The sequence below is a fragment of the Aquipseudomonas ullengensis genome, from assembly GCF_014174475.1.
GTDB classification, from domain to species: Bacteria; Pseudomonadota; Gammaproteobacteria; order Pseudomonadales; family Pseudomonadaceae; genus Aquipseudomonas; species Aquipseudomonas ullengensis.
On sequence record NZ_JACJUD010000002.1, the window covers coordinates 603,565 to 625,893 of the forward strand.

Genomic DNA, 22,329 nt, shown 5'->3' on the forward strand with positions numbered 1-22,329 from the left:
AGGGAGTTGCATAATCGGGCCGCTATTATAGCGGCCTAGTTTGCGCGCGGCGACAGCGCCAGCGCGCTTTACGATAGCTATGACGCCTGTTTCGTAGTCGCGTCACAGTGGCTTGCCGAGGATCACCGATGTCCCAGTTTCAGCTCGTCACCCGCTTCAAGCCCGCTGGCGACCAGCCAGAGGCCATTCGCCAGATGGTGGAAGGGTTGCAGGCTGGTCTGTCGCACCAGACCCTGCTCGGGGTGACCGGCTCCGGCAAGACGTTCAGCATCGCCAACGTGATCGCGCAGATCCAGCGTCCGACCCTGGTGCTGGCGCCGAACAAGACCCTGGCCGCGCAGCTCTATGGCGAGTTCAAGAGCTTCTTCCCGAACAATGCGGTGGAGTACTTCGTCTCCTACTACGACTACTACCAGCCCGAGGCTTACGTTCCGTCGTCCGATACCTTTATCGAGAAGGACGCCTCGATCAACGACCATATCGAGCAGATGCGCCTGTCGGCGACTAAAGCCCTGCTCGAGCGGCCGGATGCGATCATCGTCACCACCGTATCGTGCATCTACGGCCTGGGTAGCCCCGAGAGCTACCTGAAAATGGTGTTGCACGTCGACCGTGGCGACAAGATGGACCAGCGTGCCTTGCTGCGTCGCCTGGCCGACCTGCAGTACACCCGCAATGACATGGATTTTGCCCGTGCCACCTTCCGCGTGCGTGGCGATGTGATCGACATTTTTCCGGCCGAGTCCGACCTGGAAGCGATCCGCATCGAGCTGTTCGACGACGAGGTCGAGAGCATCTCGGCCTTCGATCCGCTGACCGGCGAGGTGATCCGCAAGCTGCCGCGCTTCACCTTCTACCCCAAGAGCCACTACGTCACCCCGCGTGAAGTGCTGCTGGAGGCGGTGGAGCACATCAAGGTTGAGCTCAAGGAGCGTCTGGAATACCTGCGCGCCAACAACAAACTGGTCGAGGCGCAGCGCCTGGAGCAGCGTACGCGCTTCGACCTGGAGATGATCCTCGAGCTGGGTTACTGCAACGGCATCGAAAACTACTCGCGCTACCTCTCCGGGCGTGGTCCCGGCGAGCCACCGCCGACCCTGTACGACTACCTGCCGGACCAGGCGCTGCTGGTGATCGACGAGTCCCACGTCTCGGTGCCGCAGGTCGGGGCGATGTACAAGGGTGACCGCTCTCGCAAGGAAACCCTGGTGGAGTACGGCTTCCGCCTGCCGTCGGCGCTGGACAACCGGCCGATGCGGTTCGAAGAGTGGGAGGCGGCCAGCCCGCAGACCATTTTTGTTTCGGCCACGCCGGGCAACTACGAGGCCGAGCATGCCGGGCGGGTGGTCGAGCAGTTGGTGCGCCCGACCGGCCTGGTCGATCCGCAGATCGAGGTGCGTCCGGCACGCACCCAGGTCGATGACCTGCTTTCGGAGATTCGCAAGCGCGTGGCGATTGAGGAGCGTGTGCTGGTCACCACCCTGACCAAGCGCATGGCTGAGGACCTCACCGACTACCTGGCGGATCACGACGTCAAGGTGCGCTACCTGCACTCGGACATCGACACGGTGGAGCGGGTGGAGATCATCCGCGACCTGCGTATCGGTGCGTTCGATGTGCTGGTGGGGATCAACCTGTTGCGCGAAGGCCTGGATATGCCAGAGGTGTCGCTGGTGGCGATCCTCGATGCGGACAAGGAAGGCTTCCTGCGCTCCGAGCGCTCGTTGATCCAGACTATCGGCCGCGCGGCGCGCAACCTCAATGGTCGGGCGATTCTGTATGCCGATCGCATGACCGGCTCGATGGAGCGGGCCATTGGCGAGACCGAACGGCGTCGCAACAAGCAGATCGCCTTCAACGAAGCCAACGGCATCGTGCCCAAGGGCGTGAAGAAAGACATTCAGGACATCCTCGAAGGCGCCACGGTGCCCGGTTCGCGGAGCAACAAGCGCAAGGGCATGGCCAAGGCGGCGGAGGAGAGTGCGCGTTACGAGGCCGAGCTGCGCTCGCCCAGCGAGATCACCAAGCGCATTCGCCAGCTGGAAGAGAAGATGTACCAGCTCGCGCGCGACCTGGAGTTCGAGGCGGCGGCGCAGATGCGCGACGAGATCCAGAAGCTGCGTGATCGTCTGCTGCAGGTTTGATAGCTCAGAACTTGTCTCGGAGCTTTTGAGCTAGAGCCAGGCAAGGCGAAATTGGGCGAGGACGCGGAGTTTACTAGGTGTAAATGAGCAGTCCGAGCCAATTTCAACGCAGTACGGCCGACGATCAAAAGCTCCGAGGCGGGTTCTCAGCGGCGGCCAAAGATGATCAGCGACACCCCGCCCAGCGTCGCCAGGCAGGCCAGGCCAGCACTCAGGCTGAGCTGTTCGCCGAGAATCAGGAAGCCCAGCAGCAGTGCCACCACCGGGTTGACGAAGGCGAAGGTCGACACCAGGCTCGGGCGCACTTCGCGCAGCAGCCAGAAATACGCCGGGTACACGCCCAGACTCACTGGCAGCACCAGGTAGGCCAGCCACAGCCAGCCTTGGGTCGACAGGTTGGCCAGGTGCAGCACCTGCCAGTCGCCGTGCCACAGGCCGACGATGGCCAGCACCGCAGCGCCAATCAGCATCTGCAGGCTGAGGCCGAACCAGCTTGAACGAAACGGCGCACGCCGGCGCATCCACCAGGCGCCGATGGCCCACAGCAGAGTGGCGAGCAGGATCAGGCCGCCGGACAGCCACTGCAGCGGTCCTGCATCGCTACCCAGTCCATTGCTCATCAGTAGCACGATACCGCCGCTGGCCAGGGCCAGGCCGAGCAGCACCCAGAAGGGTGGGCGCTCGCCCAGCACCCATTCCAGTGCGACGCTCCACAGCGGCAAGGTGGTGTACAGCATCGCCAGCAGGCCGGTGGGCAGGTGCAGGTTGGCGTAGATCAGTGCGCCCTGGCCGATGGCGATCAGCAGCAGCCCGCCGATCAGGGCGCTGCCCCAGTTGCCTTCCTGCACATGCGCCTCGCCCCGGCTCAGGGCCCAGGTCAGGGCCAGCAGGCCGGCGAACAGGAAGCGCAAGGTGCCAACGATGAAGGGCGGCAGTTCACGCAGCAGAAAGTGGTTGGCCAGGTAGGTAGTGCCCCAGCCGATATAGATGACCAGAAAAGCCCCGATCAGGAGCAGCGAGCGGGAGCGCGTGGCGGAGGTGGGCATTGCACAACCTTGAAAGAGAACACGCCGCTTGTGGCGGCGTGCTCGACTTGTTTAATGGGCGCCGCCGCCGGTGGTTCCCGGGGGCAGTGCGCGGGTCAGGAGTACGGCGACCATGCTGATGGCGAGCGCCAGGCCGACGAAATGGAAGGCGTCATTGTAGGCCATGATCGCCGCCTGCTGATGGGCGATCTCGCTCAGTTTGGCCAGTGCGGCCTGCTCGCTGCCGAACTTCTCGGTGAGCTGGGCGAGGCGTTCGGCGGCTTGTGGGTTGGTCGGCACCAGGGCTTCGCGCAGGTAGTCGAAATAGATCTTGGCCCGGCTGTCGAGCAGGGTGGCGAGCAGGGCGATGCCGATGGCGCCGCCGAGGTTGCGCAGGATGTTGAATAGGCTCGAGGCCGATCCCGCGTCCTGGGCCTGGATATAGGCTGTGGCGATCAACGAGATGGTCACCATGACTGCGGGTTGGCCGAGGGCGCGGATGATCTGGATCTGGTGGAATTGCTCGCCGGCAAAGTCCGGATTGAGTATCCCGGAGGCGAAGCTGGAGAGGCCGAACAGGCCGAAACCCAGGGCGCACAGAATCTTCGGCGTGATCACCTTCATCAGCTTGGGCACCAGGGGAATGATGAGCAGCTGCGGCAGCCCTGCCCACATGATCACTTCGCCGATCTGCAGCGCGTTGTAGTTGTGCACCTGGGCCAGATACAGCGGCAGCAGGTAGATCGAGCCATACAGACCGACGCCCATGCCCAGGCCGGCGATGCTGGTCAGACCGAAGTTGCGCTCGCCGAGGATGCGCAGGTTGATCAGAGGATTGGGTTTGGACAGCTGCAGGATGACGAACAGGATCAGGCTGCTGACGGCGATGGAGCCCAGGCTGACGATCAGGTTCGATTCCAGCCAGTCCTTGCGATGGCCTTCTTCGAGGAACACCTGCAGGCAGCCGAGGCCGACGCCGAGGGTGACGATGCCGGCATAGTCGGTGCTTTTCAGCAGTTCCCAGTGCGGCGCCTTCTTCTCCAGGCCGTACATCAGGCCGGCAATCATCAGCAGGCCTGGCGGCACGTTGATGTAGAAGATGTATTCCCAGCCCCAGTTTTCCGTGAGCCAGCCTCCGAGGGTCGGGCCGATGGACGGGGCGAAGGTGGCGGTGATGGCGAACAGCGCCATGCCGCGGGCGCGGTGGTGTTCCGGCAGCTTGATCAGGGTCAGGGTGAACGCCAGGGGGATCAGTGCGCCACCGGTGAAGCCCTGCAGGGCGCGGAACACAATCATGCTCTCCAGGTTCCAGGCGAACGAGCAGAGCAGGGAGGAGGCGAGGAAACCCAGCGATACCCAGACGGCCAGGCGCCGCGCCGAGAGCAGCTGCACCAGCCAGGCGGTGAGCGGGATCATGATGATCTCGGCCACCAGATAGGAGGTGGAGATCCACGAGCCTTCCTCCAGGGTGGCAGATAGCGCGCCCTGGATGTCCTTCAGCGAAGAGTTGGTGATCTGGATATCCAGCACGGCCATGAAGGCGCCGAGCATGGCGCTCATCACCGCGATCCAATCGCGCCGTGTGGGTTCGCCAATAGGGCGAATCAGCTCATCACCGGCCATCGCGGATGTCGACCTTGACCTCGACGGACATGCCCGGGCGGATCTTGCCCTTGAGCGGATTGTCGGCGGCGAAGGTCAGCTTCACCGGCATGCGCTGCACCACCTTGGTGAAGTTGCCGGTGGCGTTGTCCGGCGGCAGCAGGCTGAACTGCGCGCCGGAGGCCGCGAACAGGCTGTCGATGGTCGCTTCGATGGGGGTGTCCGGGTAGGCGTCGAACAGCAGTTCGGCATGCTGGCCGACCTGCATCTTGCCAATCTGGGTTTCCTTGAAGTTGGCCTGCACCCAGATGTCGTCGTTGGGCACGATCGACAGCAGGTAGGCGCCGGCCTGAATGATCTGGCCATTGCGCGCCGAGCGCTGGCCGACGATGCCGCTGATCGGTGCATGAATCTGCGTGCGCGACAGGTTCAGCTCGGCCTGGGCTACATCGGCGCGGGCGTTGGCGATCTGTGCGTCGAGGCGTTTGACTTCGGCTTTCAGGGAATCGACCTGCTGGCGCTGGGCGTCCAGGTCGGCTTCGGCCTTGGCCAGTTGCGAGCGGGCCACGCGGCTGTCGGCGGAGAGCGTGGTGACGCGCTCTTCGGAGACATAACCCGGCTTGCGCAGGGTCTGCGCGCGGGACAGGTCGATCTGGGTGCGGCTGAGTGTGGCCTCGCTGGCGCCGACGTCGGCGCGGCTGGCGGCAATCATGCTGGCCTGTTGTTCGAGACGGCTTTGCGCCTGGGTCAGCTCGGCCTCGCGGGTCGCCAGGGCGGCGCGGGCGCGATCCAGGGCCAGCTGGAAGTCGGCGCTTTCCAGGCTGGCCAACAGTTCGCCCTGCTCGACGTGCTGGTTGTCGCTGACCAGTACCTTGTCGATACGGGCGCTGAGCTGGCTGGATACGCGGGTGATTTCTCCCTGCACATAGGCGTTGTCGGTGCTTTCGAAGAAGCGCCCCACCAGTAACCAGTGTCCAAAGAAGACCGCGCCAACCAGGACGAGGAGGGCGACGAAAACGGACAGGCGGCGTTGCAATTGGGCAGGCATGAAGAGGGCTCAAACAGCAGTCGTAAGTGTAAGCAAATCTATCAGTGTTGCTGGGAAGTATATAGACGGTAGAATTGCCAAACTTTGTTGCTTATCGGGAACAATCATGGGGCTGGATGATGCGTTGATCTTCACGCGTGTCGTGGAGTGCCACAGCTTTACCCAGGCTGCCCAGAGCCTGGGCATGCAAAAGTCCACGGTCAGCCGGCGTATTGCCCAGCTCGAAGAACGTCTTGGTGTACGCCTGCTCAACCGCACCACGCGCAAGCTGCGTCTGACGGAAGTGGGGCAGGCCTATTACGAGCGCTGCCGGCAGATCATGCTCGACTTCGCTGAGGCTGAGCAGGCCGTCATGCAGTTGCAGCAGGAGCCTTCCGGGCTGCTGCGGATCACGGCGCCGATCGAGTTCGGCCAGTTGTTCCTCGGTAGCGTGCTCGGGCATTTCATGCGCCAGTACCCGCAGATCAGTGCCGAAGTGGAACTGACCACCCGTGATGTCGACCTGGTCGAGGAGGGCATCGATATCGCCATCCAGATCGGTCAGCCACAGGACTCGACGCTGATCGCGCGCAAGCTGTTCCAGACCAGTCGCTGCTTGTACGCCAGCCGCGACTACCTGGCGTTGCACGGCACGCCGAGTACCACCAAGGACCTGGTCAGTCATCGGGCCATCCTGCTGCCGCAGGACTCCTTGCGTTATTGGCCTTTGCTGGGTGAGCACATTGCCTGCCAGCGTGTGCTGTCGTGCAACAACATCACCTTGGCACGCGAAGCGGCGCAGGCCGGGGCTGGTATCGCGGCATTGCCGGTGATGATTTCCGATGAGTCGGTGCGCAGCGGCCGTCTGGTCGAGGTGTTGCCAGATATCCGCCTGCCGGTCGGTGAGCTCTACGCGGTCTATCCTTCCAGGCGTTTTCAGGCGATGAAGGTGAAAACCTTTCTCGACTTCCTGATGGCCAGCCTGGCGACCCACTCCGGGTTGCTGGAGCCGGCGGTGGACGGCCTGTTAATATCGCGCCCCTGATTTCGCCCTTTCGCTTCTTTGTTTTGAGACCCGTCATGACCAAAGTCCGCACCCGTATTGCGCCGTCGCCCACCGGTGATCCGCACGTCGGTACCGCTTATATCGCCCTGTTCAACCTGTGCTTCGCCCGTCAGCACGGCGGCGAGTTCATCCTGCGCATCGAGGATACCGATCAACTGCGCTCGACCCGTGAGTCCGAGCAGCAGATCTTCGATGCCCTGCGTTGGTTGGGTATCGAGTGGAACGAAGGCCCGGACGTCGGCGGCCCGCACGGCCCGTACCGGCAGAGCGAGCGTGGCGCGATCTACAAGAAATACTCGGACGAACTGGTCAGCAAGGGCCATGCCTTCCCGTGCTTCTGCTCCGCCGAGCGCCTGGATCAGGTGCGTGCCGAGCAGATGGCGAAGAAAGAGACGCCGCGCTACGACGGTCATTGCATTCACCTGGCGGCGGCCGAAGCGCAGCAGCGCATTGCTGCCGGCGAGTCGCACGTGGTGCGCATGAAGGTGCCGAGCGAAGGCGTCTGCGTAGTGCCGGACATGCTGCGTGGCGACGTGGAGATCCCGTGGGATCGCATGGACATGCAGGTGCTGATGAAGGCCGATGGCCTGCCCACCTACTTCCTGGCCAACGTGGTCGACGACCACCTGATGGAAATCACCCATGTCCTGCGTGGCGAGGAATGGCTGCCGTCGGCGCCCAAGCTGATCAAACTGTACGAGTACTTTGGCTGGGAGCAGCCCAAGCTCTGCTACATGCCGCTGCTGCGCAATCCGGACAAGAGCAAGCTGTCCAAGCGCAAGAACCCCACCTGCATCACCTTCTATGAGCGCATGGGCTACATGCCCGAGGCGCTGCTCAATTACCTGGGTCGCATGGGCTGGTCGATGCCGGACGAGCGCGAGAAGTTCTCCCTGGCCGAGATGGTCGAGCACTTCGACCTGTCGCGCGTATCGCTCGGTGGGCCGATCTTTGATGTGGAGAAGCTGTCCTGGCTGAATGGCCAGTGGCTGCGCGAACTGCCGGTGGATGATTTTGCCAAGCGCGTACAGGACTGGGCGTTCAACTCGCAGTACCTGATGCAGATCGCTCCGCACGTGCAGGGGCGAGTGGAGACCTTCGGCGATATCGCGCCGCTGGCCAGCTTCTTCTTCAGTGGTGGCGTGCAACTGGATGCCAAGCTGCTGGAGCACAAGAAGCTCACCCCGGACCAGGTACGCCAGGCGCTGCAGTTGCTGCTGTGGGAGCTGGAGGCGCTGCGTCAGTGGGACAAGGAGAAGATCACCGCGAGCATCCAGTTCATCTGCGAGGGCCTTGGTCTCAAGCTGCGCGACCTGATGCCGCTGATCTTCCCGGCCATCACTGGCAAGGCCAGTTCGGTGTCGGTGCTGGACGCCATGGAAATCCTCGGTGCCGATCTTTCCCGCTTCCGTCTGCGCCAGGCCATTGAGCTGCTTGGCGGGGTGAGCAATGGCGAGACCAAGGAGTGGAAGAAGCTGCTGGAAACTTTCCGCTGAGCGGTGGGCGAGGGTAAGTGATTGTTCTTTCGACGAAAAAGATTCGAGTCGAATGAAAAATAGTGTTGACAGCCAAGGCCCTCGAACCTAATATGCGCCCCGTCCAAGCGACGGGGCTATAGCTCAGCTGGGAGAGCGCTTGCATGGCATGCAAGAGGTCGACGGTTCGATCCCGTCTAGCTCCACCAAATTGCCACCGAACGAATTCCAGCCGTTCGAGTGAATGAAGGTTTCGTCCCCTTCGTCTAGTGGCCTAGGACACCGCCCTTTCACGGCGGTAACAGGGGTTCGAGTCCCCTAGGGGACGCCACTTTGCGCAGTGCTTGCACTGCACGTCGAGAGACGCAAAATCCGGGGCTATAGCTCAGCTGGGAGAGCGCTTGCATGGCATGCAAGAGGTCGACGGTTCGATCCCGTCTAGCTCCACCAATCACTAACAGGTCAGCTTAAGGGCTGGCCTTGTTCTTCGAAGGTTTTGTCCCCTTCGTCTAGTGGCCTAGGACACCGCCCTTTCACGGCGGTAACAGGGGTTCGAGTCCCCTAGGGGACGCCATTTTTACCCGCTATGCGGGCTTTGGAAGGGTCATTCCGTCATGGAGTGGCCCTTTTGTTTTTCTGCCTCGTGCAATTCCTATTTCCTGAGCTCCCGCTTCCGACCAGTGGTTTTGATTGCTGCTTGTACTTTTATATTTCGTCCGTAATATTACGGGCGTAATGTATGCGGAGGTGGCGATGGGCGACAAGAAGAGCAGAACGCGCGAACGCATCCTTGATGCAGCCACCCGTGCGCTGATCCAGCAGGGTCCGGCCGATCCCAGTGTGGGTGAGGTAATGGGCGCTGCCGGGCTAACGGTTGGCGGCTTTTACGCGCATTTCGACAGCAAGGACGAGCTGATGCTGGAAGCCTTCTGCAAATTGCTCGAGCGTCGCCGCAACCGGCTCCGCCTGCTGGATAACAGCCTCGCGCCCCAGGAGCGCCGGGTTCTGGCTGCCGCCTTCTACCTGTCGCGCAAGCACCGTGACAGCGAGCACGACGCCTGCCCCCTGCCGAGTGCCCTGAATGAAGTCAGCCGTTTGCCGGCGCCATTTCTGGCGGCGCTGGTCAGCCATGTCGAGTTGATGGTGGCCGAGTTGGCGGGGTGTCCGGAAGACGCCGACAAGGCGCTGGCTGACCTGGCGCTGATGGTTGGTGGGATGGCCTTGGCGCGGGCGCTGGGAGGCAGTGAGTTATCCGATCGAATCCTACGTGCCGCCAAGTCGGCGGTGATCTGAGAGCGTGCCCGCAGTGTCGGGCCTGGTGTAAGGAGCAGCGAGATGAGCAACATGAACTGGGTTCGTGGCTTCAACGCCACTGTCGGTCGCCTGGCGCCGGATTGGGCGGCCAGTCGTATGCAGCGTGTTTTCCTATCGCCGAATGAGATGCCGCCACGCGAGTGGGAGCTGCCGTTGTTGGCGGATGCCGAGCGCATCACCCTGCGCTTCGGGCTGTCTGCCTTGCGCTGGGGGCAGGGGCCGGCGGTGTTGCTGCTGCACGGTTGGGAAGGGCGCCCGACCCAATTTGCCCACTTGGTGCGTGCATTGGTGCGCGCCGGCTATGGCGTAGTGGCGCTGGATGGCCCGGCCCACGGCCGCTCACCGGGGTATGAGGCGAATGTGGTGCTGTTCGCCCGTGCATTGCTTGAGGCGGCCAGCGAGTTGCCGCCGCTGCGGGCGGTGATTGGTCATTCCATGGGCGGCGCTGCGGCGCTCCTGGCGACTCAGTTGGGCTTGCGCACCGAGGCGCTGGTGACCATCGCCGCGCCGGCGCGGATCCTCGGTGCGCTGCGGCGCTTCGCTCATTTCGTCGGTTTGCCCCGGCAGGCGCGTGCGCGTTTCGTCAGTCGGATCGAGCAGACGGCCGGCATGCCCGTAGCCCTGGTCGACGTGGCGCACTATCGCCTGGATATGCCGGGCCTGGTGGTGCATGCGCAGGATGATGGGATGGTGCCGGCCGCCGAGGCGCAGAGTATCCATGCGGTATGGCCTGGTAGTCAGTTGTTGAACCTGGCGAGTGGTGGGCATAGCAAGCCGCTGGCTGATCCGCGGGTGGTGGAGGCGGTACTGGAGTTGCTGGATTCGGTGGCTGAGCCTCGTCTGGATAGGCTTGAGTCTGTCGCCCTCGCGTCCTGACGCTGTGGTGCTTCGGGCAGACCTGCTGATCGCGGTAGGCCTGCCTCTTTTTATTCAGTTCGGACGTTTTTTAATCGTCTAGCTGGGACTTGATGCCGCCTGGTCATGAAGCGTGCGGCTCAAGCCGTTACACTCCCCCCATCAACGCGATGCTCGCGTACGGCATGACTGGCGCTGGTGTGCTTCACCGAGCCCGGACGCCGTCACAGCCGGCATGGTGCGCCTTGGCCCAGTCGAGCGCGGGGCAACATTTTTCGATGAGGGGACTGACATGAACCTGACAATGGACAAGGTACTGCAGCGGGCGCGGCCGGTATTGCCCGTGCTGGTGATCGAAGATGTGGAGCTGGCGGTGGATCTGGCGCGTGCCCTGCACGCCGGTGGCATCAGCGTGCTGGAAGTGACACTGCGCACGCCGCGCGCCCTGGATGCATTGGCGGCGATTCGCCAGGCCTTGCCGGAGTTGCTGGTGGGCGCGGGGACGGTGATCCACGCCGAGCAGTTTCAGGAAGCCCGCGATGCCGGCGCGCAGTTCACCGTCAGCCCGGGTTGCACCGAGCGCTTGGCGGCCGCGGCGGATGACTCTGGAATGCCGTACCTGCCGGCGGTGATGACACCCTCCGAGGTGCTGCTGGCGCTGGAGTACGGCTACCGGTCGCTGAAGCTGTTCCCGGCCAATGGCACCACCAGCGTGAAGATGCTGAAAAGCTTCAAGGGGCCGTTCACCGGCATTCGCTTCTGCCCCACGGGCGGCATCACCGCAGACAACCTGCTGAGCTTCCTGCGCTTGCCCAACGTGGCCTGCGTCGGTGGCACCTGGATTGCCCCGGACAACCTGATTCGCGCGCGTGCCTGGGATCAGATCACCCAGCTCACCAGCGAAGCCTGCGCCCTGGCGGCCACGGTGGAGGTCAAGCCATGAGCTGGGACTTGCCGACCCCGTTCGTCATCGACCTGAGCGTCGCCGCCGAGGATATCGATGGCCTCGGTCATGCCAACAATGCGGTCTATGTAAGCTGGCTGGAGCGTTGCGCCTGGCGTCATTCACAGCATCTGGGGCTGGATCTGGCTGAGTATCGCCGTCTGGACCGCGCCATGGCGGTACTGCGCCATGAGATCGATTACCTGGCCAGCGCCTATGAGGGCGAAGAGCTGCAGATGGCCACCTGGATCATCGAGTCCGACCAGCGCCTGAAGATGACTCGGCGCTTCCAGCTCTGGCGACCGGCTGATGCCACCACCCTGCTGCGCGCGCAGACCACCTTCGTCTGCATCGAACTGTCCACCGGCAAGCCCAAGCGCATGCCGGTGGAGTTCATCGAGGGCTATGGTCCGGCGGTGCTGGAGCCCTATCCGTTGCAGCTGTAAGAGGCCGGGTCTGGGGCTCAGTTGAGCATCGGCGCGAGAAATACCTGGCCTGGTTGTACCTTGATGGCGAACTGGCGGGTTTCACCCGGGGTGATCAGCACCGACTGCGATGGCCCCGGGCCGTTGCCGCCGCAATAGCCGGCGGAGGACAGCGCCACGGAGACGCTGATCTGGCCGCTAGGCAGGTCGAGCATGGTGCTTTTGCCCGGGCCCAGGCTGGCGGCCCGTTGCAGGTTCACGTAGATGTCCACGTCGCAGGCGTTCGGCGCGTTGCTGTCGCGGCTGAAGATCAGCCGGCCGGGCGAGCCGGGCACGGCGTTGCTGGGCACGACCTTCACCCCGCGCGGCACAGTGTCGTCGGCAAAGCTGGTGCTGCAGATCAGGCTCAGGGCGAGCAGTAGAGCGTGGCGCATGGGTTACTCCTTGTAGGGGCCGCGAGGCCCGGCCGCCGTCGGGGAAATCTTGCGCGGCGCCGGCTACAGCTTAAACTACGCGCCCTTTTTTCCGGACAGTCCCATGCAAATTGCCTTGGCGCCCATGGAAGGCCTGGTCGACGAGATTCTGCGCGACGTGCTTACCCGTGTTGGTGGCATCGACTGGTGCGTGACCGAGTTCATTCGCGTCAGTGACCGCCTGCTGCCGGCCTCGCACTTTCGCAAGCTGGCGCCTGAGTTGGGCTCTGCCTCACGCACCCGCAGTGGCACGCCGGTGCGGGTACAGCTGCTCGGCTCCGATCCGCAGTGCCTGGCGGAAAACGCCGCCTATGCCTGCGAACTGGGGGCGCCGGTGATCGATCTCAACTTCGGTTGCCCGGCCAAGACGGTGAACAAGTCGCGCGGCGGTGCGGTGCTGCTCAAGGAGCCGGAGCTGCTGCATGCGATTCTCTGCGAGGTGCGCCGGGCAGTGCCGTGCGAGATTCCGGTGACGGCGAAGATGCGCCTGGGCTTCGACAGCCCGGATGGCGCGCTGGATTGTGCGCGGGCCCTGGCCGACGGCGGCGCGGCGCAGATCGTGGTGCATGCGCGGACCAAGGCTGACGGCTACAAGCCACCGGCCCACTGGGAGTGGGTGGCGCGGGTGCAGGACGTGGTGGCGGTGCCGGTCTATGCCAATGGTGAAATCTGGAGCGTCGAGGACTGGCAGCGCTGCCGCGAAGTCAGCGGTGCGGAGGACATCATGCTCGGCCGTGGCCTGGTGTCGCGTCCGGACCTGGCCCGGCAGATCGCCGCCGCGCGCGCTGGGCAGGCGCTGGCACCGATGAGTTGGGAAGAGCTGCAGCCGCTGCTGCGCGACTTCTGGCTGCAGGCGCGACGCAAGATCGCTCCCCGTTACGCGCCGGGCAGGCTCAAGCAGTGGCTGGCCATGCTGACCCGCAGCTATCCGCAGGCGACCGAGCTGTTCACGGCACTGCGCCGGGAGAACGATTGCGCGCGCATCGACGCACTGCTGGGTTGTGTGAATACCAGCGCCTTTGCTCTTGAGGAGCGCTGCGCCGAGGTGCTCTGAACGGCACGTGGATGAGTGGATGAAGTGGGCGGATTGACGGTCTCTTGAAATTTTTTGCGGCGTCCTTATCTAGGGAATACGGGATGCCGAAGTCGGGTCCCGTACTCAATCGACTCGCTGAATTTCAGGAGATGTTGCATGACTACCGCCTTTTCCATGGCTCCGCTGTTTCGCCATTCCATTGGTTTCGACCGTTTCAACGACCTGTTCGAATCGGCCCTGCGCAACAATGACGCGGGCAGCTCTTATCCGCCCTACAACGTCGAGAAGCATGGCGATGACCAGTACCGCATCGTTGTCGCGGCCGCCGGTTTCCAGGATGAAGACCTGGAGCTGCAAGTCGAACGTGGCGTGCTGACCGTCAGCGGCGGCAAGCGCGAGCGTAGCGCCGAGAGCGTGACCTACCTGCATCAGGGCATTGCCCAGCGTGGCTTCAAGCTGTCGTTCCGCCTGGCCGACCATATCGAGGTCAAGGCGGCGAGCCTGCTCAACGGCCTGCTCAATATCGACCTGGTGCGCATCGTGCCGGAAGAAGCCAAGGCCAAGCGCATTCCAATCGCCAGCCAGAAGCCGGCTCTGCAAAGCTGAGTGTTGCGGTAATCCCAATAGCGTGTTGCCCCTCGCTCGCTCAGCGCCGAGCTGGATTCCCGCCTGCGCGGGAATGACGAGGTAGGGGGGTGGCATATCGTCGTCCCACCCACTCCGTCATTCCCGCGCAGGCGGGAATCCAGAGGCATTCGGCAGCACGGGAGGCGGCTCGTCAGATGACGCAACACGCTATTGGGACATAGCCAAAAACAAAGGGCGCCTCGGGCGCCCTTTGTCGTTTCTGCATGGCTAGCGCGCTATCGCCGGCTGGCGGTTGTGCCGCAGCAGGTCCTGGAACGCCGGCAGCGGCAGGGGTTTGCTGAACAGGTAGCCTTGATAGAAGTGGCAGCCCTGCTGCTGCAGGAACTCCAGCTGCTCGGGTTGCTCCACGCCTTCGGCGATCATTTCCAGGTTGAGGCTGCGGGCCATGGCGACGATGGCGCGAATGATCTCGGCATCGTTGGGGTCGGTGGTGGCGTCCCGCACGAACGACTGATCGATCTTCAGTACATCCACCGGCAGGCGCTTGAGGTAGGTCAGCGAGCTGTAGCCGGTGCCGAAGTCGTCCATGGCGAAGCTGACGCCAATCTTCTTCAGGCGGTGCATCTTGGCAATGGTGTCGTCGACGTTCTGGATCACGATGCCTTCGGTGATTTCCAGCTTGAGCATATGGCTCGGCAGGCCGCTGTCCTGCAGGCAGCGCTCGACCAGTTCGACGAAGCCGTTCTGGCGGAACTGGCGGGGGCTGATGTTCACGCACAGCTGGAAGCTCTGCGTGCTCACCAGGCCGTCGCGCAGCATGCGCGCGTTGGCGTGGCAGGCTTCGGTGAGCACCCAGGCGCCGACTTCGAGGATCAGCCCGCTTTCTTCCAGCACCTGGATGAACTGGGCGGGGGACTGCGGGCCGAGTGTCGGATGGGTCCAGCGCAGCAGCGCTTCGCTGCCGACTATCAGGCCGCTGCGAGCGTCCACCTGGGGTTGGAAATGCAGCTCGAACTCGCCGCGCAGCAAGGCCTGGCGCAGGTCGTTTTCCAGGCGCAGGCGCTCGCTGGCGGCGTCCTGCATGGATTGGCGGAACACCTGCGAGGTGTTACGCCCGGTGTCCTTGGCCCGGTACAGGGCAATGTCGGCGCGCTTGAGCAAGTCGGTCGGGTTGTCGCCGTGATCGGGAATCAGGGCGATACCGATGCTCGGCGTCACCTGCAGGCGATGACCGTCGATCAGCATGGGCTCGGCCAGCAGCTTGCGCAGTTTCTCGGCGATCTTGCGCACCTGCTGGGTGACTTCGCGGCGCTTGCCTTCCAGGCCGGAGAGCAGCACGACGAACTCGTCGCCGCCCAGGCGTGCCACCGTGTCTTCCTCGCGCACACTGGCTTCCAGGCGCGCGGTGACCATCTTCAGCACGGCGTCGCCGACCGGGTGGCCGAGTGAGTCGTTGATGTGTTTGAAGTGATCGAGGTCGAGGAACAGCAGGGCGCCATGCAGGTCGTGGCGCTTGAGCAGGGCGATCTGCTGCACCAGGCGGTCCATCAGCAGGGCGCGGTTGGGCAGGTTGGTCAGCGGGTCGTGGTAGGCCAGGTGGTGCACCTGGGCCTGGGCGCTCTTCAGTTCGCTGATGTCGCGGGCGGTGAGCAGCAGGCAGGGCGTTTCGTTGAGCTCGATCGGCTCGACTGAGACTTCCACCAGGCGCGAGCTGCCGTCACGGTGCATGCCGTGCATTTCCAGGTGGTAGACGCGGCCGTCGCGGCGGATGGCGTCGACCATGCGCGCGCGCTCCTCGTCGTTGTTCCAGACCTCGAGTTCGTGGGCGGTGCGGCCGATGACTTCCTCGTTGCGGTAGCCGGTGAGGCGGGAGAAGCCTTCGTTGACCTCGATGAAGCGGCCGCTGTCGCGCTCGGTGATGGTGATGGCGTCCGGGCTGGAGTGGAATGCCTTGGCGAATTTCTCCTGGCTGGCCTTGAGCGCGGCTTCCGCCTGCTGGCGTTCGCTGATGTCGCGGAAGGTAGTGGTCAGGCAGCGCTGACCCTGGACGTGGATGTAGCGGCTGGAAATGATGCAGGTCAGCTCCTGGCCGTCCTGGCTGCGAAAGCGCGCGATCTCGTTGTTCAGCTGCTTGTCGCGGATCAGCTGCTGGGCCAGTTTCTGGCGCTGCTGCTCGTCGACCCAGAAGTGGACTTCCAGGGCGTTTTGCCCAATCAGCGTTGCGGGCTTCCAGCCAAAGGTCTGGGTGAAGCTGGGGTTGATCTCAATGAAGGCGCCGTCGGGCACGCGCGACACGCAGATCGGCTCCGGGCTGGCCTGGAAAAGCGCCGAGAATTTTTCCTCGGAGGCGGCCAGGCGCTGCTCGCGCTGCATGCGCTCGCTGATGTCCATGAGGATGCCGGCCATGCGCAGGGGGCGGCCCTGTTCGTCGAGATAGAGCTTGGCGGTGCTTTCCAGGTAGTGCAGCTCGCCGTTGGGGAAGCAGGCACTGTAGGTCAGTTGGTATTCCTGGCGCTGGCCTTCGACCAGTTCGCGATAGGCCTTGCGCATGGCGGCCTGATCGTCTTCCGGTACGCAGCGGAAGAACGCATCGAATTCGCCGTGATAGGGCTCGGCTGGCAGGCCATGCAGGACCGCGGCGCGGGCCGAGCCATAGAGCATGCCGCTGGGGATGTGCCAGTCCCAGGTGCCGAGGTTGGCCGAGTCCAGAGCCAGGGTCAGGCGCTCGCGGCTTTCCAGCAGCTCTTGTTCCTGCTGGCGCTGCTGGCTGATGTCGCGCACGTTGAGCACCAGGCAACTGCGCCCGTCCAGCTCGATTTCGCCGCCATACAGCAGGTTGTGGGTGCGCTGGCCGTTGCGGCTGAACAGCTCGATTTCCAGATTCTGGAAGCTGCCGTCCTGGTCCAGGGCGTCGAGCATCTTCTGCCGGTCGGCGGCACGGGCCCAGAGGCCCAGTTCCAGCGAGGTACGGCCCACGGCTTCGGCCTTGCTCCAGCCGAACTGGCGCTCGAAGGCCGGGTTGATCTCGATGAAGCGGCCGTCGTGGCGGTCGGTGATGACCACCGCGTCGGGGGTGTGCAGGAAGGCCTTGGCGAACTTCTCCTCGCTGGCGCGCAGCGCAGCCTCGGCCTGCTTGCGTTCGCTGGTGTCGAGGAAGGTGCTGAGCAGCAGGGCCTGGCCGTCGAGCTCCAGGTACTGGCTGCTGAGCAGGCCATTGATCAGGCGCCCGTCGCGGGCGCACAACTGCACTTCCAGTACCACTGGTTCCTGGCTCTGGCGCGCCTGTTCGCGCATGTCCGCGCGCTGCTCCGGGTGGGCCCAGATCTGCAGGTCGCTGGTGTGCTTGCCGACGACCTCTTCGGCGCTCCAGCCGAATACGGCGGCGAAGTGCTGGTTGGCCTCGATGATGCGGCCATCGTCGAAACGTACCAGCATCACCGCATCCGGGCTGAGCTGGAACAGGCTGGAGAAGCGCCGCTCGGACTCGGCCAGGGCCGCGCCACGGGATTGCTGGGCGGTGATGTCGCGGATTACGCCGAACACCTGCTGCTTGCCGGATTCGTCGGTCTGCGGGCGGCCGGTGATTTCCAGCCAGTGCAGGCTGCCGTCAGGCCAGCGGATGCGGTGACGCAGGGCGGTGGGGTTGGGGCGGCCGGCGAGGATCGACTGGAACAGGCTGATGACGTCGGGGCGATCCTCTTCGGGAATCAGTTCGATGTAGTCGATGCGCTGCTGCAATGGGAGCTTGGGGTCGAGGCCGAACAGCGCCTGGGCGCCGCGCGACCAGCTGACGCGGCCACTCTCGATATCCCAGTACCAGGCGCCCAGGTGCGCGCCATTGAGGGCGGCGAGCAGGCGCGGAGCGTCATGCCAGGTCTTTTCGAACTCGGCGGGGTCGAGGGCGGGAATAAAGGGCAGCGGCGGCTGAGGTTTTACGGATTTCGGCATTGCGGGCTCATCCGATGCACGGCAAGGCGCGGACGCCTGGCGGAAACTGGCGTGACTGGGGCATGCAGGAGCCTTTTCTTATCGTTATGTCGCCACGTTAGCCGCAGTTTCGGCCTCTAGGCAAGCGTTGCGCGCTGCTCATCGAGAAGCTGCATGAAGGCTTTGGCTGCGTTGGATAAGGTTCGTTCCGTGTGCACGATGTAGCCGAGCTGGCGCTGCAGTTGAATCCCGGCCAACGGCAGGCGTGTGACCTGTTCGTCGAGCATGGTGCGCGGCAGCACGCTCCAGGCCAGACCGATGGAAACCATCATCTTGATGGTCTCCAGGTAGTTGGTGCTCATGCCGATGTTGGGCGTCAGGCCCTGGGCCTCGAACAGGCGGCGGACGATGTGGTGGGTGAAGGTGTTGTCACCGGGGAAAACCGCCGGGTGGCGTGCGACATCGGCCAGGCTGGCGGTGCCATTGCGTACCAGCGGGTGCTCGGGGGCGGCGACGAAGTCCAGCGGGTCGTCCCACACCGCCACGGCGCGTACCGGTTCGCGGGTTTCCGGGGCCAGGGTGATCACGGCCAGCTCGGCGCGGCCGTGGAGGATTTCCTCGTAGGCCACCTCGGAATCGAGGAACTGAATGTCCAGGGCCACCTGCGGATAGGCGCGGGTGAAGGCGCGCAGCAGTGGCGGCAGTCGGTGCAGGCCGATGTGGTGGCTGGTGGCGAGGGTTAGCCTGCCGCTGACTTCGCCGCTGAGGTTGGTCAGCGCGCGGCGCGTGTCGTCCAGCACATTGAGGATCTGGTAGGCCCGCGGCAACAGGGCGCGACCGGCTTCGGTCAGGCTGACTTCACGGCCCAGGCGGTCGAACAGGCGCACATTGAGCTGCTGTTCCAGGCCGGCAATGCGCTTGCTCACGGCAGGCTGGGTCAGGTGCAGGCGCTCGCCGGCTTCGGAAAAGCTGCCGGCTTCGGCGATGGCAATAAAGGCATTCAGGTTGGCCAGGTCCATGGGCACTCCGGGCTGATCAAGGCGTCGGCGTCAGCATATCGGCAAAGCATTCCTGTCAGGAATGCTTTGAATAAAAATTATGAATTGGAGTTATTTGATGCAAGTCCCTAGGATCGCCACATAGGCAGAAGGGCTATAGACCTTTCGCCACCAAACCGCTGATGAGGACGTTCTGATGGCCGGCAAGACGCTCTATGACAAGCTCTGGGAAATGCACGAGGTGAAGCGCCGCGACGATGGTTCGTCGCTGATCTACATCGACCGGCAGATCCTCCACGAAGTGACCTCGCCGCAGGCCTTCGAGGGGCTGCGCCTGGCTGCGCGCAAGCCATGGCGCATCGACGCCAACATCGCCACGCCGGACCACAACGTACCGACTACCCGTGCCGAGCGCCAGGGCGGTCTGGAGTCGATCGCCGACGAGGTGTCGCGCATCCAGGTGCAGACCCTGGACGAGAACTGCGATGACTTCGGCATCCTCGAGTTCAAGATGAACGACGTGCGCCAGGGCATCGTCCACGTGGTCGGCCCGGAGCAGGGCGCCACGCTGCCAGGCATGACCGTGGTCTGCGGCGACTCGCACACCTCGACCCACGGCGCATTCGGCGCCTTGGCCCACGGTATCGGTACCTCCGAGGTCGAGCACGTGCTCGCCACCCAGTGCCTGGTCGCCAAGAAGATGAAGAACATGCAGGTGCGTGTCGAAGGCACGTTGCCGGCTGGCGTCACTGCCAAGGACATCGTCCTCGCGATAATCGGCAAGATCGGCACCGCCGGTGGCAACGGCCACGCCCTGGAGTTTGCCGGCAGCGCGATTCGCGAACTGTCGCTGGAAGGGCGCATGACCATCTGCAACATGTCCATCGAAGCCGGTGCCCGCGTCGGCCTGGTGGCGGTGGACGAGAAGACCATCGCTTATGTCGAGGGCCGTCCGTACGCACCGAAAGGCGCCGATTGGGACAAGGCCGTGGCCGCTTGGGCCGATCTGGTGTCCGACGCCGATGCAGTGTTCGACACCGTGGTCGAGTTGGACGCCGCCGAGATCAAGCCGCAGGTCAGCTGGGGCACTTCGCCGGAAATGGTCCTGGCTGTAGATCAGCGTGTGCCGGACCCGGCCGCCGAGGCCGACCCGGTCAAGCGTGACTCGATCGTTCGCGCCCTGAAATACATGGGCCTGACTGCCAACCAGGCGATCACCGATATCCAACTGGATCGCGTGTTCATCGGTTCCTGCACCAACTCGCGCATCGAAGACCTGCGCGCCGCTGCCGAAGTGGCCAAGGGGCGCAAGGTGGCCAGTACCGTCAAGCAGGCGCTGGTGGTGCCAGGTTCCGGCCTGGTCAAGGCGCAGGCCGAGGCAGAAGGGCTGGACAAGATCTTCATCGCCGCGGGCTTCGAATGGCGTGAGCCGGGGTGTTCCATGTGCCTGGCGATGAACCCGGACAAGCTGGGCAACGGCGAGCATTGTGCGTCCACCTCCAACCGCAACTTCGAAGGGCGCCAAGGCGCCGGCGGTCGGACTCACCTGGTCAGCCCGGCGATGGCCGCGGCGGCGGCGGTGACCGGTCGTTTCATCGATGTACGCGAACTGATGCAGGCCTGAGGAGGCGGAACATGAAAGCTTTTACTCAACATACCGGCCTCGTTGCGCCGCTCGATCGCGCCAACGTCGACACCGATCAGATCATTCCCAAGCAGTTCCTCAAGTCGATCAAGCGCAGCGGCTTCGGCCCGAACCTGTTCGACGAGTGGCGTTACCTGGATGTCGGGCAGCCGAACCAGGACAGTTCCGGTCGCCCGCTCAACAAAGACTTCGTGCTGAACTTCCCGCGCTACCAGGGCGCCAGCGTACTGCTGGCCCGCGAGAACTTCGGCTGTGGCTCGTCCCGTGAACACGCCCCGTGGGCGTTGGAAGAGTACGGTTTCCGTACCATCATCGCGCCGAGCTTTGCCGACATCTTCTTCAACAACAGCTTCAAGAACGGCCTGCTGCCGATCATCCTCAAGGAAGACGAAGTCGATGCGCTGTTCCAGCAGGCCGAGGCTGCCGAGGGTTATCAACTGACCGTTGACCTGCAGGCGCAGACCGTGACCCGTGCGGACGGCGTGCAGTACCACTTCGAGGTCGATGCCTTCCGCAAGCACTGCCTGCTCAATGGCCTGGACGATATTGGCCTGACCCTGCAGGACGCCGAGGCGATCAAGGCGTTCGAGGGCAGCTACCAGCAGCGCAATCCCTGGCTGTTCGGTTCGCTCAAGTAAGGACGCTGGCGATGAAGCGTTTCCATATAGCCCTGGCGGTGGAAAATCTGGAGGCCTCCATCGCCGACTACAACCAGCGCCTCGGCCAGCCGGCCAGTGTGGTGGTGCCGGGGCAGTACGCCATGTGGCGTACCGAGCTGCTGAACTTCTCGATCAACCAGCAGGTGGGGCAGGGCGGTCGACTGCGCCATGTTGGCTTCGAGGATGACCAGGTGAGCGGCTACTCCAGCACACGGGATGTCAATGGCCTCGACTGGGAGCTGTTTTCCCAAGTTGAGCAGGACCAGCGCATCGTCCAGAGCTATGGCGTGCCGGTACACGGCTGAGTCGTAATCGGGGAGGAGAATCCGCATGAGCACTCACGTACAGGTGGTTGAACGTCAGTTCGGTGAGCAGGCTGCGGCCTATCTCAGCAGTGCTGTGCATGCGCAGGGCACGGAGTTCGCTCAGCTGCGCGAGCGCGTTGCGCAGGTCGATGCGGCGCGGGTGCTGGACTTGGGCTGCGGTGCCGGGCATGTGAGTTTCCAGGTCGCTGCGCTGGCCGGCGAAGTGGTGGCGTACGACTTGTCCCAGCAGATGCTCGATGTGGTAGCGTCCACCGCCGCCGAGCGTGGCCTGGACAATGTGCGTACCGCGTGCGGCATGGCCGAGCGCTTACCGTTCGCCGACGCTGAGTTCGATTTCGTCTTCAGTCGCTATTCGGCGCACCACTGGCGTGATGTCGGACAGGCCCTGCGCGAAGTGCGGCGTGTGCTGCAGCCTGGCGGCGTGGCGGCATTCATCGATGTGGCCGCTCCCGGCTTGCCGTTGCTGGATACCCACCTGCAGGCCGTGGAGTTGCTGCGTGATACCAGCCATGTGCGCGACTATTCGCCGGCTGAGTGGGCGCGTCTGGTCGGCGATGCCGGTCTGGTGATCACGGCGAGCACGCGCCAGCGGCTGCGCCTGGAGTTCGCCAGCTGGGTCGAGCGCATGCGCACCCCGGAGATCCTGCGCCAGGCCATCCGCGCCTTGCAGGTCGCGGTGGGTGAAGAGGTTCGTGAGTATTTCGAGATTGCCGACGACGGCTCCTTCAGCACGGACGTGCTGGTGTTGTGGGCCGAGCGTTGATCATTTTGTTGGCGCAGCGTGCGCCGTTTGAGAGGAAA

At 63.9% G+C, this 22,329-nt stretch carries 19 protein-coding genes and 4 tRNA genes; 17 read left to right on the plus strand and 6 right to left on the minus strand.

The features are described 5' to 3' along the window. The first annotated feature begins 128 nt into the window (after positions 1–128). Positions 129–2,144, plus strand: a complete 2,016-nt coding sequence (gene uvrB / locus H3H51_RS08180; RefSeq protein ID WP_183088552.1) for an excinuclease ABC subunit UvrB — start codon at positions 129–131, stop codon at positions 2,142–2,144. Positions 2,145–2,290: 146 nt separating this feature from the next. Here uvrB and H3H51_RS08185 read toward each other — a convergent pair whose 3' ends face one another. Genes H3H51_RS08185 through H3H51_RS08195 form a run of 3 tightly spaced genes read right to left on the minus strand, consistent with a single transcriptional unit; the run spans position 2,291 to position 5,819 of the window. Then, positions 2,291–3,190, minus strand: a complete 900-nt coding sequence (locus H3H51_RS08185; protein ID WP_183088553.1) for an EamA family transporter — start codon at positions 3,188–3,190, stop codon at positions 2,291–2,293. Between the two features lie 51 nt (positions 3,191–3,241). Continuing rightward, complete coding sequence (locus H3H51_RS08190; protein ID WP_220790896.1) at positions 3,242–4,792, minus strand: DHA2 family efflux MFS transporter permease subunit; 1,551 nt, start codon at positions 4,790–4,792, stop codon at positions 3,242–3,244. Further along, the gene (locus tag H3H51_RS08195; protein WP_183088554.1) at positions 4,782–5,819 is read right to left on the minus strand and encodes an HlyD family secretion protein; all 1,038 of its coding nucleotides are present in this window, start codon (positions 5,817–5,819) and stop codon (positions 4,782–4,784) included. Before H3H51_RS08195 ends, H3H51_RS08190 begins: the two co-directional genes overlap by 11 nt. A 106-nt stretch (positions 5,820–5,925) precedes the next feature. Between H3H51_RS08195 and H3H51_RS08200 the strand changes: the two genes are divergently transcribed. The 10 genes from H3H51_RS08200 to H3H51_RS08245 all read left to right on the plus strand — a co-directional run bounded on the left by H3H51_RS08200 (position 5,926) and on the right by H3H51_RS08245 (position 11,897). Continuing rightward, positions 5,926–6,843 carry a LysR family transcriptional regulator gene (locus tag H3H51_RS08200; protein ID WP_183088555.1) on the plus strand — a complete coding sequence of 306 codons (918 nt, stop codon included), beginning with the start codon at positions 5,926–5,928 and terminating at the stop codon, positions 6,841–6,843. A 35-nt stretch (positions 6,844–6,878) separates the two neighbouring features. Then, positions 6,879–8,360, plus strand: a complete 1,482-nt coding sequence (gene gltX / locus H3H51_RS08205; RefSeq protein ID WP_183088556.1) for a glutamate--tRNA ligase — start codon at positions 6,879–6,881, stop codon at positions 8,358–8,360. A gap of 112 nt (positions 8,361–8,472) precedes the next feature. Further along, positions 8,473–8,548, plus strand: a tRNA-Ala gene (locus tag H3H51_RS08210). Between the two features lie 46 nt (positions 8,549–8,594). Continuing rightward, positions 8,595–8,670 (plus strand) — tRNA-Glu (locus H3H51_RS08215). 43 nt (positions 8,671–8,713) lie between these two features. Next, positions 8,714–8,789 (plus strand) — tRNA-Ala (locus tag H3H51_RS08220). 48 nt (positions 8,790–8,837) lie between these two features. After that, positions 8,838–8,913, plus strand: a tRNA-Glu gene (locus tag H3H51_RS08225). A 179-nt stretch (positions 8,914–9,092) separates the two neighbouring features. Beyond that, the gene (locus H3H51_RS08230) at positions 9,093–9,632 is read left to right on the plus strand and encodes a TetR/AcrR family transcriptional regulator (RefSeq protein WP_183088780.1); all 540 of its coding nucleotides are present in this window, start codon (positions 9,093–9,095) and stop codon (positions 9,630–9,632) included. Positions 9,633–9,674: 42 nt separating this feature from the next. Further along, the gene (locus tag H3H51_RS08235; protein ID WP_183088557.1) at positions 9,675–10,529 is read left to right on the plus strand and encodes an alpha/beta fold hydrolase; all 855 of its coding nucleotides are present in this window, start codon (positions 9,675–9,677) and stop codon (positions 10,527–10,529) included. A gap of 271 nt (positions 10,530–10,800) precedes the next feature. Then, positions 10,801–11,451 carry a bifunctional 4-hydroxy-2-oxoglutarate aldolase/2-dehydro-3-deoxy-phosphogluconate aldolase gene (locus H3H51_RS08240; protein WP_183088558.1) on the plus strand — a complete coding sequence of 217 codons (651 nt, stop codon included), beginning with the start codon at positions 10,801–10,803 and terminating at the stop codon, positions 11,449–11,451. After that, entirely contained in the window at positions 11,448–11,897 is a 450-nt protein-coding gene (locus H3H51_RS08245) for an acyl-CoA thioesterase (RefSeq protein ID WP_183088559.1), read from the plus strand. The genes H3H51_RS08240 and H3H51_RS08245 overlap by 4 nt, the downstream gene beginning before the upstream one ends. A 17-nt stretch (positions 11,898–11,914) precedes the next feature. Here H3H51_RS08245 and H3H51_RS08250 read toward each other — a convergent pair whose 3' ends face one another. Further along, positions 11,915–12,310: a hypothetical protein gene (locus H3H51_RS08250; protein ID WP_183088560.1), complete on the minus strand. Its 396-nt coding sequence runs from the start codon at positions 12,308–12,310 to the stop codon at positions 11,915–11,917. Positions 12,311–12,413: 103 nt separating this feature from the next. Between H3H51_RS08250 and H3H51_RS08255 the strand changes: the two genes are divergently transcribed. Then, a complete protein-coding gene (locus tag H3H51_RS08255) occupies positions 12,414–13,403 on the plus strand; it encodes a tRNA dihydrouridine synthase (RefSeq protein WP_183088561.1) in 990 nt (329 codons plus the stop codon). Between the two features lie 138 nt (positions 13,404–13,541). Beyond that, positions 13,542–13,991, plus strand: coding sequence for an Hsp20 family protein (locus H3H51_RS08260; RefSeq protein WP_183088562.1), 450 nt, complete (start codon positions 13,542–13,544; stop codon positions 13,989–13,991). A 249-nt stretch (positions 13,992–14,240) separates the two neighbouring features. Here H3H51_RS08260 and H3H51_RS08265 read toward each other — a convergent pair whose 3' ends face one another. Together H3H51_RS08265 and H3H51_RS08270 are read right to left on the minus strand one after the other, a co-directional pair. Continuing rightward, positions 14,241–17,921 carry a PAS domain S-box protein gene (locus H3H51_RS08265; protein ID WP_183088563.1) on the minus strand — a complete coding sequence of 1,227 codons (3,681 nt, stop codon included), beginning with the start codon at positions 17,919–17,921 and terminating at the stop codon, positions 14,241–14,243. Positions 17,922–18,037: 116 nt separating this feature from the next. Continuing rightward, entirely contained in the window at positions 18,038–18,919 is an 882-nt protein-coding gene (locus H3H51_RS08270) for a LysR family transcriptional regulator (protein ID WP_183088564.1), read from the minus strand. Positions 18,920–19,094: 175 nt separating this feature from the next. On the opposite strand from H3H51_RS08270, the gene leuC reads away from it, so the two are divergent. Genes leuC through H3H51_RS08290 form a run of 4 tightly spaced genes read left to right on the plus strand, consistent with a single transcriptional unit; the run spans position 19,095 to position 22,291 of the window. After that, positions 19,095–20,522, plus strand: coding sequence for a 3-isopropylmalate dehydratase large subunit (gene leuC / locus H3H51_RS08275; RefSeq protein WP_183088565.1), 1,428 nt, complete (start codon positions 19,095–19,097; stop codon positions 20,520–20,522). Positions 20,523–20,533: 11 nt separating this feature from the next. Then, positions 20,534–21,181, plus strand: coding sequence for a 3-isopropylmalate dehydratase small subunit (gene leuD / locus H3H51_RS08280; protein ID WP_183088566.1), 648 nt, complete (start codon positions 20,534–20,536; stop codon positions 21,179–21,181). A gap of 11 nt (positions 21,182–21,192) precedes the next feature. Beyond that, entirely contained in the window at positions 21,193–21,507 is a 315-nt protein-coding gene (locus H3H51_RS08285) for a VOC family protein (protein WP_183088567.1), read from the plus strand. Positions 21,508–21,532: 25 nt separating this feature from the next. Next, positions 21,533–22,291 carry a class I SAM-dependent methyltransferase gene (locus H3H51_RS08290; RefSeq protein WP_183088568.1) on the plus strand — a complete coding sequence of 253 codons (759 nt, stop codon included), beginning with the start codon at positions 21,533–21,535 and terminating at the stop codon, positions 22,289–22,291. The last annotated feature ends 38 nt before the right edge of the window (positions 22,292–22,329 follow it).

Excerpts from the sequence above, each read along its gene's own strand:
- H3H51_RS08235 (WP_183088557.1), top strand. The coding sequence starts at position 9,675 with ATGAGCAACATGAACTGGGTTCGTGGCTTCAACGCCACTGTCGGTCGC.
- H3H51_RS08245 (WP_183088559.1), top strand. The coding sequence starts at position 11,448 with ATGAGCTGGGACTTGCCGACCCCGTTCGTCATCGACCTGAGCGTCGCC.
- H3H51_RS08290 (WP_183088568.1), top strand. The coding sequence starts at position 21,533 with ATGAGCACTCACGTACAGGTGGTTGAACGTCAGTTCGGTGAGCAGGCT.
- H3H51_RS08260 (WP_183088562.1), top strand. The coding sequence starts at position 13,542 with ATGACTACCGCCTTTTCCATGGCTCCGCTGTTTCGCCATTCCATTGGT.
- uvrB (WP_183088552.1), top strand. The coding sequence starts at position 129 with ATGTCCCAGTTTCAGCTCGTCACCCGCTTCAAGCCCGCTGGCGACCAG.
- H3H51_RS08190 (WP_220790896.1), bottom strand. The coding sequence starts at position 4,792 with ATGGCCGGTGATGAGCTGATTCGCCCTATTGGCGAACCCACACGGCGC.
- H3H51_RS08230 (WP_183088780.1), top strand. The coding sequence starts at position 9,093 with ATGGGCGACAAGAAGAGCAGAACGCGCGAACGCATCCTTGATGCAGCC.
- H3H51_RS08240 (WP_183088558.1), top strand. The coding sequence starts at position 10,801 with ATGAACCTGACAATGGACAAGGTACTGCAGCGGGCGCGGCCGGTATTG.
- gltX (WP_183088556.1), top strand. The coding sequence starts at position 6,879 with ATGACCAAAGTCCGCACCCGTATTGCGCCGTCGCCCACCGGTGATCCG.
- H3H51_RS08250 (WP_183088560.1), bottom strand. The coding sequence starts at position 12,310 with ATGCGCCACGCTCTACTGCTCGCCCTGAGCCTGATCTGCAGCACCAGC.
- H3H51_RS08185 (WP_183088553.1), bottom strand. The coding sequence starts at position 3,190 with ATGCCCACCTCCGCCACGCGCTCCCGCTCGCTGCTCCTGATCGGGGCT.
- leuD (WP_183088566.1), top strand. The coding sequence starts at position 20,534 with ATGAAAGCTTTTACTCAACATACCGGCCTCGTTGCGCCGCTCGATCGC.
- H3H51_RS08200 (WP_183088555.1), top strand. The coding sequence starts at position 5,926 with ATGGGGCTGGATGATGCGTTGATCTTCACGCGTGTCGTGGAGTGCCAC.
- H3H51_RS08285 (WP_183088567.1), top strand. The coding sequence starts at position 21,193 with ATGAAGCGTTTCCATATAGCCCTGGCGGTGGAAAATCTGGAGGCCTCC.
- H3H51_RS08255 (WP_183088561.1), top strand. The coding sequence starts at position 12,414 with ATGCAAATTGCCTTGGCGCCCATGGAAGGCCTGGTCGACGAGATTCTG.
- leuC (WP_183088565.1), top strand. The coding sequence starts at position 19,095 with ATGGCCGGCAAGACGCTCTATGACAAGCTCTGGGAAATGCACGAGGTG.
- H3H51_RS08265 (WP_183088563.1), bottom strand. The coding sequence starts at position 17,921 with ATGCCGAAATCCGTAAAACCTCAGCCGCCGCTGCCCTTTATTCCCGCC.
- H3H51_RS08195 (WP_183088554.1), bottom strand. The coding sequence starts at position 5,819 with ATGCCTGCCCAATTGCAACGCCGCCTGTCCGTTTTCGTCGCCCTCCTC.
- H3H51_RS08270 (WP_183088564.1), bottom strand. The coding sequence starts at position 18,919 with ATGGACCTGGCCAACCTGAATGCCTTTATTGCCATCGCCGAAGCCGGC.